Origin of the sequence: Actinomadura sp., from assembly GCF_044508335.1 — a bacterium.
GTDB lineage: Bacteria > Actinomycetota > Actinomycetes > Streptosporangiales > Streptosporangiaceae > Spirillospora.
The window spans coordinates 14,926-29,642 of the sequence record NZ_JBIQHY010000092.1; the positions used below are offsets into that span (position 1 = coordinate 14,926).

Genomic DNA, 14,717 nt, shown 5'->3' on the forward strand with positions numbered 1-14,717 from the left:
CGCCGCGGCGCGGCGAACCGTGCCGCGGCGGGACCGGACCGCGGCGTCGTCACCCCTCCAGCGCGTCCGTCGGCACCCGCGAGCCCAGGGCGGACACCCAGGTCTCGACCGCGGCGGCCGTGGTGTCGGAGTGCTCTTCGAGCATGGTGAAGTGGTCGCCCGGCACCTCGACGGTCTCGTGCGGCAGCGCCCAGGAGGAGAGCGCGCCCGTGCCGCCGGAGTACACGTCCGCCGCCTCCACCATCAGCGTGGGCGCGGAGATCGGCCGGGCCTTCCAGTCGGCGAACAGCCGCGAGTAGGCGCCCATGCAGGTCAGGCCGTGGTCGTCGACGGAGACGAACAGCCCGTCCCGCTCCATCATCCCGGCGGCCATCGCCTCGTAGGAGTTCAGGTCGCCGTTGTCCGGCGGGGTGTCGATCAGCACCTCCCCGGCCAGCTTCCCGGGCGTCCCGTCGATGATCTCGGCGATCGCGTGCGCGACCCAGCCGCCCGCCGAACGGCCGACGATGACGACCGGCGCGTCCCCGGACAGCTCCAGCACCGCCTCGGCGTGCAGCGCGGCGAGCGCCTCGACCGACTCGGGCACCGGCTCGCCCGGCACGAAGCCGGGGTGCGCGAGCGTGACGACGTTCCGGGCGCCGCGCAGCGCCATCCCGAACCGGGCGTACTCGTGGACGCCGGAGATCGCGCTGAAGGCGGGCACGCACACGACGACCGGCCCGTCCGCCCCGGAGGCGAACCACACCGGCTCGGGGCGCCGCTCCAGCTCGGCGGGCGCGGCGAACCTCGGGCGCAGCCGCGCCGCCGCGCTGATCATCTCGGCGGCCTCGGCGAGCCGCCCGGTCCGGAACGCGGCCCGGAACAGCTCGGTCAGCAGCCCCGGCCCCTGCTGCCCGGCGCCTCCGCCGGCCCCGCCGGCGGCGACGTCGCCGATCTCGCCGTCGACGTAGCCGGCCAGGGAGCCGAGGCTCGGGTGGTCGAAGACGAGCGTGGCGGGCAGCCGCAGGCCGGTGATCATGTTGAGCCGGTTGCGCAGCTCGATCGCGGTGAGCGAGTCGAAGCCCAGCTCGTCGAACGCCTGCTCCGGCGCGATCGTCTCGGGCGACGGGTGGCCGAGCACCTCGCCGATCTGGGCGCGCACGACGTCGCGCACCAGCTCGGCCCGCTCGTCGGCGGCCATCCCGGCGAGCCGGTCCTTCAGCGAGCCGCCGGCGGCGTCCCCGGAGGCGCTGCGCCGCCGCGCGGCCGTCACCATGCCCCGCATGAGGGGCGGGACCATCGTGATGTCCACGCCGTTGAGGGCCCGCAGGTCCAGCCGCGCGGTGACCAGGACGGGACGGTCGCAGCCGAGGGCGGCGTCGAACAGCGCGATGCCGTCCGGGCCGCTCAGCGGCGGCATGCCGGCGCGGGCGAGCCGGGCCTTGTCCGCCTCGCCGAGCCCGCCCGTCATGGACGTGTCCAGGTCCCACGGCCCCCAGGCGAGCGAGAGGCCGGCCAGCCCCTCGGACGCGCGGAGCTCGGCGAGCGCGTTCAGGTAGCGGTTGGCGGCCGTGTAGGCGGCCTGTCCCGGCGGGCCGAAGACGCTGGCCGCGGAGGAGAACACGACGAAGGCGGACAGGTCCATGTCCCGGGTCAGCTCGTGCAGGTGCCGGGCGGCGTCCACCTTGGGGCGCATCACCGCCGCCAGCCGCTCCTCCGTCAGGCCGCTCACCACGCCGTCGTCGAGCACCCCGGCCGCGTGGACGACGGCGGAGAGGCGGCGGCCGTCGAGCAGGGCGGCGAGCGCCGCGCGGTCCGCGACGTCGCAGGCCGCGACCTCGACGCGGACGCCCTCCGCGGCCTCCTCCAGCCGCGCGGCGAGCTCCGCGGCGCCGGGCGCGTCCGGGCCGCGCCGGGAGACGAGCAGCAGGTCGGTGACGCCGTGGGCGCGCACGAGGTGCTCGGCGAGCAGGGAGCCGATCGCGCCGGTCGCGCCGGTCACCAGGACGGTGCCGCCGCCGAGGCGCGGCGGTTCCGCCGCGGCCGGGGCGGTGAAGCGGGCCAGCCGCGGCACGAGCACCTGCCCGCCGCGGACGGCCGCCTGCGGTTCGCCGACGGCGAGGCTCGCGGTGACGGCGCGCTCGATGTCCGCTCCCGGCTCGGCGTCCACCAGGACGAGGCGGCCGGGGTGCTCCACCTGGGCCGAGGAGACCAGGCCCCACACCGCCGCCATCACCGGGTCGATCGGGCCCGCCGCGGACGTCGCGCCGCGCGCCACCACGACCAGGAGCCCCCCGTCCGGGTCGTCCAGGTGCTCGCGGATGAGCCGCAGCGCCCACGCCGCCGCCTCGTGCGGCCTGGTCCCGGCGGGGCACTCCGCGGTCTTCCAGGCGTCCGCGCCTGCGGCCGCCGCCGGTTCGGCGGCGACCCAGTCGAGGGTGAACATCGAGTCGGGCGCGACGGCCGGAGCCGCCGCGGCGGTCATCTGCTCCCGGGAGACCGGGCGCAGCACCAGGGAGTCCACCGAGACCACGGGGGCGCCCGTGCCGTCGGCCGCCGCGAGCCGGAACTCGTTGTCCCCGGTGGGCGTCAGCCGGACGCGCAGCGCGGAGGCGCCGGAGGCGTGCAGTTCGACCCCGGACCAGGCGAACGGGATCACCGCCCGGTGGTCCTCCCCCACCGCGCCGCTGAACCCGATGGAGTGCAGCGCGGAGTCCAGGAGGGCGGGGTGGACGCCGAACGCGCCGGCGTCGTCGGCCGCGTCGGCGGGCAGCCGGACCTCGGCCAGCACCTCGTCGCCGAGCCGCCAGGCGGCCCGCAGGCCCTGGAACACCGGCCCGTACTCCAGCCCCGCCATGGCCAGGCCCTCGTAGAGGCCCTCCACCTCGACCGGTTCGGCGCCGGGCGGCGGCCACTGGGCGAGGCCGGCGTCGGCGGGCCCGGCGGCCTCGGCGAGGACGCCGGTGGCGTGGCGCACCCACGGCGCGTCGTCGACGCTGGAGAAGAGGCCGGCGGTGCAGCGGCCGTCGTCCTCGGGGGCGCCGACCGCGAGCTGGATGCGCACGGCGCCCCGCTCGGGCAGCACCAGCGGGGCCTCGATGGTCATCTCCTCCAGCCGGGGGCGCCCGGCGGCGTCGCCGGCGGCGACGAACATCTCCACGTAGGCGGTGCCGGGCAGGATCACCGCGCCGATCACGGAGTGGTCGGCGAGCCAGGGCTGGTTCCGCAGGGAGAGGCTGCCGGTGAGCAGGCGGCCGTCGGAGTCGGCCAGCTCGACCGAGGCGCCGAGGAGCGGGTGCCCGGGGGCGCGCAGGCCGGCCGCGGCGACGTCGCCGGGTCCCGTGGGGCTGGAGGCGATCCAGAAGCGCTGGTGCTGGAACGGGTAGGTGGGCAGGTCGCCGACCTGCCGGCCGCCCCAGAGCCGGAACAGGGCGGGCCAGTCGACGGGGACGCCCGCGGCCCACAGCGAGCCGAGGGCGGTGAGGAGGGCGGGCACCTGCGGCCGCCCGGGCCGCATGGCGGCGGCGAACGCGTGGTCGCCGCCGTCGGCGATCCGCTGCGCGAGCGCGGTCAGGATCCCGTCCGGGCCCAGCTCCAGCCACCGGTCCACGCCCTGCTCCCGCAGCTCGCCGACCATGTCGGCGAACCGGACGGGTTCGCGGACGTGCCGCACCCAGTAGCCGGGGTCGGACACCTCGTCGGGCAGCCCGCCGAGCTTCGGCTCCCGCAGCGTCACCGTGCGCGCGACCGCCTCGAACTCGTCGAGCATCGGGTCCATGAGGGGCGAGTGGAAGGCGTGGCTCACCTGCAGCCGCTTGACGCGCACGCCGGCCTCCCGCCACCGTTCGAGGAGGCCGAGCACCGCCGCCTCGTCGCCGGAGACCACGACCGACGACGGCCCGTTGACCGCGGCGATCGCGACCCCGTCGGGCAGCTCCGCGGCGACGTCCGCCTCGGGCAGTTCGACGGCGGCCATGGCCCCGCCCTCCGGGAGCGCCTCCATGAGGCGCGCGCGGGCCGCGATCAGGGTGCAGGCGTCGGCCAGGGAGAGCACGCCGGCCGCGTGCGCGGCGGCGAACTGGCCGACTGAGTGCCCGCACACCGCGTCCGGGCGGACGCCGAGCCACTCGACCAGCCGCCACAGCGCCACCTCGACCGCGAAGATCGCGACCTGGGCGGTGCCGGTCCGGTCCAGCGCGCCGTCGCCGCCCGCCGCGAAGACGGTGTCGGCGAGCGGCAGGCCGGTGAGCTTCTCGACCTCGTCGAACGCCTCGGCGAACACCGGGAACGCCGCGTGCAGCTCCCGGCCCATCCCGGCCCACTGGCTGCCCTGGCCGGTGAACAGGACGCCGAGCGAGCCGGCGGAGGCCGTGCCGTGGACGACGGCGTCGCCGACGACCACGGCGCGGTGGTCGAACGCGGCGCGCCGGGCGAGGGACGCGCCGACGTCCAGCGCGGAGGCGCCGTCGAACGCGCGGAGGCGCTCGACCAGCTGCTCCACGGCGGCGCGGTTCTTGCCCGAGACGACCCAGGGCACGGCGTCGGGGGCCGGGTCCTGCGCGGGTGCGGCCTCCGGCTCGACCCCTTCGAGGATCACGTGGGCGTTGGTGCCGCTGACGCCGAACGACGAGACCGCGGACCGCCGCGGCCGCCCGGTCTCCGGCCAGGGCCGCGCCTCGGTGAGGAGCTCCACGTCGCCGGCGTCCCAGTCGACGTACGGGGACGGCTCGTCGGCGTGCAGGGTGGCGGGGGCCACGCCCCGCCGCATCGCCTCCACCATCTTGATCACGCCGCCGACGCCAGCGGCGGCCTGGGTGTGCCCGATGTTCGACTTGATCGAGCCGAGCAGCACCGGCCGGCCCTCGTCCCGGCCCTGCCCGTACGTGGCGAGCAGCGCCTGCGCCTCGATCGGGTCGCCGAGCTGGGTGCCGGTCCCGTGCGCCTCGATGACGTCGACGTCGGCGGTCCGCAGCCCGGCCTGGGCGAGCGCCTGCCGGATGACGCGCTGCTGGGAGGGGCCGTTGGGGGCGGTGAGGCCGTTGCTCGCGCCGTCCTGGTTGACGGCGGAGCCGCGCAGCACCGCGAGGATCTGGTGGCCGTGCCGCTCGGCGTCCGAGCGGCGCTCCACCAGCACCATGCCGATGCCCTCGCCCCAGCCGGTGCCGTCGGCGTCCGCGCCGAACGCCTTGCAGCGGCCGTCGGAGGCGAGGCCCCGCTGCCGGCTGAACTCCACGAACGCCGCCGGGGTGCACATGACGGTGACGCCGCCGGCCACCGCGAGGTCGCACTCCCCGGACCGCAGCGCCTGCGCCGCCAGGTGCAGGGTGACCAGCGAGGACGAGCACGCGGTGTCGACGGTGACGGCGGGGCCCTCGAAGCCGAGCACGTAGCTGACTCGGCCGGACGCGATGCTCCCGGCGGTGCCGGAGAGGCGGTACCCCTCGATGCCCTCGGTGTGCTCCACGAAGCCGGAGGCGTAGTCGTGGTAGACGAGGCCGGCGAACACGCCGGTGCGGCTGCCCTTCAGCGCGACCGGGTCGATCCCGGCCCGCTCGAACGCCTCCCAGGTGACCTCCAGCATGAGCCGCTGCTGCGGGTCCATCGCCAGCGCCTCGCGGGCCGAGATGCCGAAGAAGCCCGGGTCGAACAGGTCCGCGTCGTGCAGGAAGCCGCCCTCGATCGAGTACGTCTTGCCGGACTGGTCGGGGTCGGGGTCGTAGAGGTTCTCGGTGTCCCAGCCGCGGTTCACCGGGAAGGTGGTGATCGCGTCGCCGCCGGAGGCCACCAGGTCCCACAGCTCCGCCGGGGAGTTCACGCCGCCGGGGTAGCGGCAGGCCATGCCGACGATGACGATCGGGTCGTCGTCGGTGGAGACCAGCCGGACGCCGGCCGGGCCGTCGTCGGCCGCCTCGCCGAAGCCGAGCTCGTCCGCCAGGCAGCCGGCGACCCCGGTGGGGGTCGGGTAGTCGAAGATGAGCGTCGCGGGCAGCCGCAGGCCGGTCGCGGTGTTGAGCCGGTTGCGCAGCTCCACGGCGGTGAGGGAGTCGAAGCCCAGCTCCTGGAAGGCCCGCTCGAGGGGGATCTTCTTCGGCGAGGGGTGGTCGAGCACCTCGGCGACCTGGGTGCGGACGAGGTCGAGGAGTTCGGCGGTCCGCTCCTCCTCGGTGAGCCGCGCGAGCCGCTCGGCCAGCGTCCCGCCGGCCTGCGCGCGGCGGCGGGCCGGGCGGACGAGGCCGCGCAGCAGCGGCTCGACGACCGCGGGATCGGCCTTGCGGAGCGCCTGCAGGTCGAGCCGGGCCGGGACGACCAGGGGCCGGCCGAGCGCGGCCGCGGCGGGGAGCAGCGCGAGGGCGTCGGACGGGTCGAGCGGCAGCATGCCGGAGGAGCGGGCGATGCGCGCCCGGTCCGCGCCGGTGAGCCCCTGCGTCATGTCGCTGTCGAGGTCCCAGGGGCCCCAGGCGAGCGACACCGCGGGCAGCCCCTGGTCGGCGCGGTGCTGCGCCAGCGCGTCGAGGTAGCGGTTGGCCGCCGCGTAGGCGGCCTGGCCGGGCCGGCCGAGCACCCCGGCGGCGGAGGAGAACAGCACGAAGGCCGACAGGTCCCGGCCGGCCGTCAGCTCGTGCAGGTGCCGGGCGCCCTCGGCCTTGGCGGCCAGCGCGGCCGCGACCCGCTCGGGGGTCAGCGAGGTCACCACGCCGTCGTCGAGGACGCCCGCGGCGTGCACGACGGCGGAGATGTCGCGGCCGTCGAGGACGGCGGCCAGCGCGTCCCGGTCGGCGATGTCGCACGCGGCGAACTCCGCGTCGGCGCCGAGCTCCGCCAGCTCCGCCCGCAGCTCCTCGGCGCCGGGGGCCTGCGCGCCGCGCCGCGACACCAGCAGCAGCCGCCCGGCGCCGTGCTCCGCGAGGCGGCGGGCCAGCCGCCGCCCCACGGCCCCGGTGGCGCCGGTCACCAGGACCGCGCCCGAGCCGAGGTCGACGGCCTCCTGGGTGCCGACGAGGCGCGCCAGCCGGGGCACGAGGGTCCGGCCGCCGCGCACGGCGACCTGCGGCTCGTCGGGCGGCAGCGCGGCGGGCACCTCCCCGTCCACCAGGACGATCCGCCCGGGATGCTCCGACTGCGCGGCGGCCACCAGGCCCCAGACGGCGGCCATCTCCGGGACGACCGGGCCGTGCCCGGCGACCGCGCCGCTCGTCGCGACGACCATCGGTTCGGCGTCCGGGTCGGCCAGGTGGTCCTGGACGGTCCGCAGCGCCCAGCCGGCCGACTCGCGCAGCCCGAGGCCCTCCGGGCACCGCTCGACCCGCCCGGTGACCGGCCGGTCCGCGTCGGTCTCGACCCACTCCACGCCGAACAGCGCGTCGCGCAGCCCGGCCGCGGAGCCGGTGCCGCCGGCCGCGGCCTGCCGCATGACGAGCGACTCGACCGCGGCGACCGGGGCGCCGGCGTCGTCGGCGACGGCCAGCGCGAACGTCAGCGGGCCGGTGCGGCTGAGCCGCACCCGCAGCGCCGCGGCGCCGGAGGCGAGCAGCTCGACGCCCGACCAGGCGAACGGCAGCAGGCTCGTCTGGCCGTCCACGAGGCCGATGGCGTGCAGGGCGGCGGCGAGCAGCGCGGGGTGCAGGCCGAAGCGGTCCGCCTCGGCGGCGGTCTCCTCCGGCAGCCGGATCTCGGCGAGCACGTCCTCCCCGTGCCGCCAGGCGGCCGCCAGCCCCTGGAAGGCGGGGCCGCAGTCCAGCCCGGTGTCGGCCATCTCCTCGTACAGCGACTCCACGTCGATCGGCTCGGCGCCGGGCGGCGGCCACGCGGCGGGGACCCCGCCGGCCCGGTCGCCGCCGGCGGCGTGCGCGAGCTGCCCGGACGCGTGGTGCGTCCACGACGCGCCCGCCTCCTCGGGCCGCGAGTGGAGGGTCAGGGCGCGCCGCCCGTCGTCGTCGGGGGCGCCCACGGCGATCTGGATCTGGACGGCGCCGGTGTCGGGGACGATCAGCGGCGCCTGGAGGGTGAGGTCGTCCAGCCGCCCGCATCCCACCGCGTCGCCGGCGCGGACGGCGAGCTCGACGAACGCCGAGCCGGGCAGCAGCGCCATGTCCATGACGCGGTGCTCCGCCAGCCACGGGTGGGTCGCGAGCGACAGCCGCCCGGACAGCAGGTAGCCGTCCGTGCCGGCCAGTTCCACGGCGGCGCCGAGCAGCGGGTGGTCGGCCGCGCCGAGCCCGGCGGAGGCGATGTCGGCGCCGGACCGCAGGTTCTCCTCCAGCCAGAAGTGGTCCCGCTGGAACGGGTAGGTCGGCACGCCCTCGGCGGGGCGGCCGCCGAAGGCGGCGAACAGGTCCCGCCATTCGACCGGGACGCCGCTGGTCCACAGCGCTGCCAGCGCGGCGAGCAGCGTCTCGGCCTGCGGGCGGCCCGGCCGCATCGCCGGGACGAACACCCCGTCGTCCACGATCCGCTGCGCCAGGGCCGTCAGCACGCCGTCCGGGCCGAGCTCCAGCCAGCGGGTGACGCCCTGGCCGGCCAGGTCGCCGACCATGTCGGCGAACCGGACCGGTTCCCGCACGTGCGCCGTCCAGTAGGCCGGGTCGGTGACCGCGTCGGGCAGCCCGGCGATCCGCGGCGGCGCGTAGGACAGCCCGGCGGCGACCTTGCCGAACTCGTCCAGCATCGGGTCCATCAGCGGCGAGTGGAACGCGTGGCTGACGTTCAGCTCCTTGACGCGGACGCCGTCGGCGCGCCACCCGCCGGCGAGCGCGGCGACCGCCGCCTCGTCCCCCGACACGACCACCGACGCCGGGCCGTTGACCGCCGCGATCGCGACGCCTTCGGGCAGCGCGCCCGCGACGTCGTCCTCGGGGAGCTCGACGGCCAGCATGGCGCCGCCGGCGGGGAGCGCCTGCATCAGCCGGGCGCGGGCGGCGACCAGGGTGCAGGCGTCCTCCAGCGACAGGACGCCGGCGGCGTGCGCGGCGGCGAGCTGGCCGACCGAGTGGCCGCTCACCGCGTCCGGGCGGACGCCCAGCGACTCGACGAGGCGGAAGAGCGCGACCTCGACCGCGAAGATCGCCACCTGCGCGAGCCCGGTCTGGTCGAGCGCGCCGTCGGGGTCGGCGGCGAAGGCCGTCTCGCGCAGCGGCAGTCCGGTCAGCCGCTCGACGTCGTCGAAGACCTCCGCGAACAGGGGGAACGTCTCGTACAGTTCGCGGCCCATGCCCGCCCACTGGCTGCCCTGGCCGGTGAAGAGGACGGCGAGGCCGCCGTGCGAGGCGGTGCCGCGCACCACCGACGTGCCCAGCATGACGGCCCGCTCGTCGAAGGCGGTGCGGTTCGCGAGCGCGGCGCCCACGTCGAGGGCGGAGGCGCCGTCGAGGCCGCGCAGTTTCGCGACCATCTCCTCCACGGCTTCGGGCGCCTTGCCGGAGACCGGCCACGGGACGGGGAACGCCGGGTCGGGGGCCGCCTCCCGCGCCTCCTCCTGCCAGCCCTCGACGATCACGTGGGCGTTGGTGCCGCTGACGCCGAAGGACGACACGGCGGCGCGGCGCGGTTCGCCGGTGTCGGGCCACCGCTGCTCCTCGGTGAGCAGCCGCACGGCGCCGGCGGACCAGTCCACGAAGGTCGAGGGCTCGTCGATGTGGAGGCTGCGCGGCACCTCGCCGTGCCGCATCGCCTCGACCATCTTGATGATGCCGGCGACGCCCGCCGCGGCCTGCGCGTGGCCGATGTTCGACTTGATCGAGCCGAGCAGGACGGGGCGGCTGTCGTCCCGTTCCCGCCCGTAGGTGGCGAGCAGCGCCTGCGCCTCGATCGGGTCGCCGAGCGAGGTGCCGGTCCCGTGGGCCTCGATGACGTCGATGTCGGCGGGGGTCAGCCCGGCCGCCGCCAGCGCCTGCCGGATCACCCGCTGCTGGGACGGGCCGTTGGGGGTGGTCAGGCCGCTGCTGGCGCCGTCCTGGTTGACGGCCGAGCCGCGCACCAGGGCGAGCACCCGGTGCCCGAGCCGCTGGGCGTCCGACAGCCGCTCCACCAGCAGCATCCCGGCGCCCTCCGCCCAGCCGGTCCCGTCGGCCGCCGCCGAGAACGCCTTGCAGCGGCCGTCGGAGGCGAGGCCGCGCTGGCGGCTGAAGAAGAAGAACGCGCGGGGCGTGGACATCACGGTGGCGCCGCCCGCCAGCGCCAGGTCGCATTCGCCGTTCCGCAGGGCCTGCACGGCCAGGTGCAGGGCGACCAGCGAGGACGAGCAGGCGGTGTCGACGGTGACGGCGGGCCCTTCGAACCCGAACGAGTAGGCGACCCGGCCGGACGCGACGCTGCCGGCGCTGCCGGTGCCGAGGTACGCCTCCAGGCCGTCCGGCACGTCGGCGCCGACCCCGTAGTCGTGGTAGACGACCCCGGCGAATACGCCGGTGCGGCTGCCGCGCAGCGCGACCGGGTCGATCCCGGCCCGCTCCACGGCCTCCCAGGAGGTCTCCAGGAGCAGCCGCTGCTGCGGGTCCATCGCCAGCGCCTCGCGCGGCGAGATCCCGAAGAAGTCCGGATCGAACTCGTCGGCGTCGTGCAGGAAGCCGCCTTCGACGGAGTAGGTCTTGCCGGGGCTGTCGGGGTCGGGGTCGTAGATGCCCTCGATGTCCCAGCCCCGGTTGACGGGGAATCCCGAGATGGCGTCCTCGCCCGACCGGACGAGGCGCCACAGGTCCTCCGGCGTGCGGACGCCGCCCGGGTACCGGCAGCTCATCGCGACGATGGCGATCGGCTCCCGGCCGGCGGCCTCCGCCTGCCGCAGCCGCTGCCGGGTCTCGTGGAGATCCCCGGTGACCTTCTTGAGGTAGCTGAGCAGCTTCTCCTGGTTGTCCATTGTCAGGAATCTCCAAACTCGCTGTCGATAAAGTCGAAGAGCTCCTGGCTGGTCGCCGATTCGAGCTTCTCGGCGATCAGCTCCCCGGCCGGCTCGTCCGCGCCCGCGCCGGCGAGCTTGGCGGCCAGCGCCCGGAGCCGGTCGGCGGCCCGCCCGGCGGCCGGGCCGGTGACGCCGAGGTCGATGACCGCCTCCAGCCGCGCGAGCTCGTCCATGAGCGGCCGGGCCGCGTCGTCGTCGTCTCCCAGGAGCTCCGTCCGCAGGTATCCGGCCATCACCGTGGAGGTCGGATAGTCGAACACGAGGGTCGCGGGCAGCCGCAGGCCGGTCAGCGCACCGAGCCGGTTGCGCAGCGACACGGCGGCCAGCGAGTCGAGGCCCAGCTCGGTGATGCCGCGCAGCGGGTCCACCGCGTGGGGGCCCGCGAACCCGCCCGCCGCGGCCACCTCGGTGCGGACCAGGTCGAGCAGGATCCGGTCCTGTTCGGGCCGCGGGACCGCCTGGAGGCGGGCGCGCAGCTCCGCGCCGGCCTGGTCGCCCGTCCCGGACCGCCCGGCCCGGCGCCGTCCCGGCGCCCGCACCAGGCCGCGGAGCGCGGGGTGCAGGATCCCGGCGGCGGCGTCGGCCCGCAGGTCCGCGGCCGACAGCCGCACCGGCAGCAGGACGGCCGGGCCGTCGCGCCGGCCGAGCACCGCCTCGTCGAACAGGGCGAGACCCTCGTCGCGGGCCAGTTCCTCCAGGACGCCCCGGCGCCGCCGGCCGTCCGCGGCATCGGCGGCCCAGGTGCCCCAGGCGAGGGCCTGCGCGGGCAGCCCGGCGCCGCGGCGGAACTCGGCGAGGGCGTTAACCCAGGCGTTCGCGGCGGCGCTGCCGCCCTGCCCCGGGCTGCCGAGCACCCCGGCGATCGAGGAGAACAGCACGAACGCGGCCAGGTCCCGGTCCGCCGTGAGCTCGTGCAGGTGCCAGGCGGCGACGGCCTTGGCGCCGAGGACGCCCTCGACGCGCTCCCCGGTGAGCGAGGTGATCACCCCGTCGTCGACAGCGTCGGCGGCGTGCACGACGGCGGTCACGCGGCGCCCGGCGAGCAGGGCGGCGGCGGCCTCCCGGTCCGCGAGGTCGCAGGCGGCGAACTCGGCGGCGGCGCCCGCGCGGGCCAGGTCGGCGGCCAGGCCGGCCGCGCCGGGCGCCGCGTCCCCGCGCCGCGAGACGAGCAGCAGGTCCCGCACGCCGTGCCGGGCCGCCAGATGCCGGGCGATCAGCGAGCCGAACGTTCCGGTGCCGCCCGTCACCAGGACGGTCCCGTCGCCGAACGGCGGGTCGGCGGCGTCGGCGGTGGCCTCGGCGCCGGTTCCGGGGGCGGCCCGGGTCAGCCGCGGCACGTGCGGCCTGCCCTCCCGGACCGCGAACTGCGGTTCCGCCGCGCCGGCCGCGTCGTCCAGCAGGGCGGGCACCGCCGCCGCGGACCGTTCGTCGCCGTCCAGGTCGACGAGGGTGATGCCGCCGGGGAGTTCGGCCTGCGCCGCCTTGACCAGGCCCCAGACCGCGCTCGCCGCGACGTCCCCCGGGCGGGCCGGCGCGGTCGCGCCGCGCGTGAGGACCACCAGCCTGGTCCGGCCGCCGGCCGCGCCGCCGACGTACTGCTGGAGGTCGGCGACGATCCCGCCGACCCTGGCCGCCGCCGCGCGCCCGGTGGCGTCCGCGGCGCCGTCGTCCGGGGGCCAGGGGAGCAGGATGCCGCCGGGCCCGGCCTCGGCCACGGAGCCGGCCTCGGCGACCTGCCGTCCCGAGGCGCGCAGGGCCTCCGCCACCCCGGTGCGGTCGGTGCCGACGACCGTCCAGTGCTCCGTCGGGTCGCCTGGTCCGGTGGGCTCCCAGGGCTGCCAGCCGATCTCGTAGAGGGACTCCGGCGCCGGCGCGGTTGCGCGCAGCCCGGTCACCGGGGCGAGGGTCACCGTGTCGATCTCCGCGACGGGTTCGCCGTCGGGGTCGGCCAGCGCGAGCCGGAACGCGTCCGGGCCGAGCGGGGTCAGCCTGGCCCGGAGCCGGGTGGCGCCGGTGGCGTGGAGCACCGCGCCCTTCCACGAGACGGGGAGGCGCGGCCGCTCGTCGTCCAGGCAGGCCGCGTGCACGGCCGCGTCGAGGAGCGCGGGGTGGACGCCGAACCGTTCGGCGTCGCCGGCGCCGCCGTCGTCCGGCAGCTCGATCTCGGCGAGCAGGTCGCCGCCCGAGCGCCACAGCCGGGTGAGCCCCTGGAACACCGGGCCGTAGTCGAACCCCCGGTCCAGCGCCCGGCCGTAGCAGTCCGCGACGTCCACGGGTTCGGCGCCCGGGGCGGGCCAGGCCGGGTCGGCGCCGCCGTCCGGTTCCCGCGCCGGGCCGGTGGCGAGGACGGCGGTCGCGTGCCGGGTCCACGGGGCGGGCTCCGGGTCGGACGCTCCGCCTTCGGGCCGGGAGCTGATGGAGAGGGGGCGGGTGCCGTCCGCGCCGGCGGGACCGGCCCACACGTGCAGCTGCACGGCTCCGCTGCCGGGGACCACCAGAGGGGTGTCGACGGTCAGCTCGGCGACCGCCGCGCAGCCCAGCGCGTCGCCCGCGTGGAGCGCGAGCTCCAGGAAGGCGGAAGGGGGCAGCACGACCGTGTCCTGGACCGCGTGGTCCGCGAGCCACGGATGGGCGGCGCGCGCGAGCCGGCCGGTGAAGAGGTGCCCGCCCGTGTCGGGCAGCGGCGATGCGGCGCTGAGCAGCGGGTGCCCGGCGGGCTCCAGACCGGCCGCGGCGAGGCCCGCGGTGCCGGGGCCCGCCGCGAGCCAGAACCACTCGCGCTGGAACGGGTAGGTCGGGACCTCCTCCACGCACCGGCCGCCGAGCGCCCGCAGGAGCCCGGCCCAGTCGACGGCGACACCACCGGTCCACAGCGTGGCGAGCGCGGTCAGGAAGGTCTCGGTCTGGGCGCGGCCTCGGCGCATCGCGGGGGCGAAGACCTGGCCGTCGTCGTCGGTGATCTGCTGGGCGAGGGCGGTCAGGACGGCGTCGGGTCCCAGTTCCAGCCAGCGGGTGGCGCCCTGGGCGTGCAGGTCGGTGACCATGTCGGCGAACCGGACCGGCTCGCGGACGTGCGCCACCCAGTAGGCGGGATCGGTGACCTGCGCGGGCAGCCCGGCGATCTCCGGCTCCCGGAAGGTCAGGCCGTCGATGGCCGCGGCGAAGTCAGCGAGCATCGGCTCCATCAGCGGCGAATGGAACGCATGACTGACGGCCAGCCGCTTGACCCGCACGCCGTCGCCGCGCCACTGCTCGGCCAGTTGCTCCACGGCCTCGGCGTCACCGGAGACCACCACCGAGGTCGGGCCGTTCACCGCCGCGACCGCCACACCCTCAGGCAGCACCCCGGCCACATCGTCTTCGGCAAGCTCGACCGCCAGCATCGCCCCACCCTCCGGGAGCGCCTGCATCAGCCGCGCCCGCGCGGCCACCAGCGTGCAGGCGTCCTCCAGAGAGAGAACCCCGGCGGCGTGGGCTGCAGTGATCTGCCCGACCGAGTGGCCGTTGACGTAGGCGGGACGCACGCCGAGCCACTCGACCAGCCGGTAGAGGGCGACCTCGACCGCGAAGATCGCGACCTGCGCGACGCCGGTCTGGTCCAGCGAGCCGTCGGGGGTGTCGGTGAACACCGCCTCCCGCAGCGGCAGACCGGTCAGCTCCTCCACCTCATCGAAGGCTTCGGCGAACACCGGGAAGGTCTCATGCAGTTCCCGGCCCATGCCCGCCCATTGGCTGCCCTGGCCGGTGAACAGCACCGCCAGCCCACCCGACCCTGCGGTGCCTTCCACGACGTGGTCGCCGAGCAGGACCGCGCGGTGGGTGAACACCGCCCGGCGGGCAAGCG

2 protein-coding genes are annotated in these 14,717 nt (G+C 77.0%); both read right to left on the bottom strand.

The window, feature by feature from the left end:
• Window positions 1-49: 49 nt before the first annotated feature.
• Window positions 50-10,831, bottom strand: coding sequence for an SDR family NAD(P)-dependent oxidoreductase (locus ACIWVC_RS25600; RefSeq protein WP_396454666.1), 10,782 nt, complete (start codon window positions 10,829-10,831; stop codon window positions 50-52).
• 2 nt (window positions 10,832-10,833) lie between these two features.
• On the bottom strand, window positions 10,834-14,717 hold a 3,884-nt coding region (locus ACIWVC_RS25605), incomplete at its 5' end, for an acyltransferase domain-containing protein (protein ID WP_396454667.1).

Excerpts from the sequence above, each read along its gene's own strand:
- ACIWVC_RS25600 (WP_396454666.1), bottom strand. The coding sequence starts at position 10,831 with ATGGACAACCAGGAGAAGCTGCTCAGCTACCTCAAGAAGGTCACCGGG.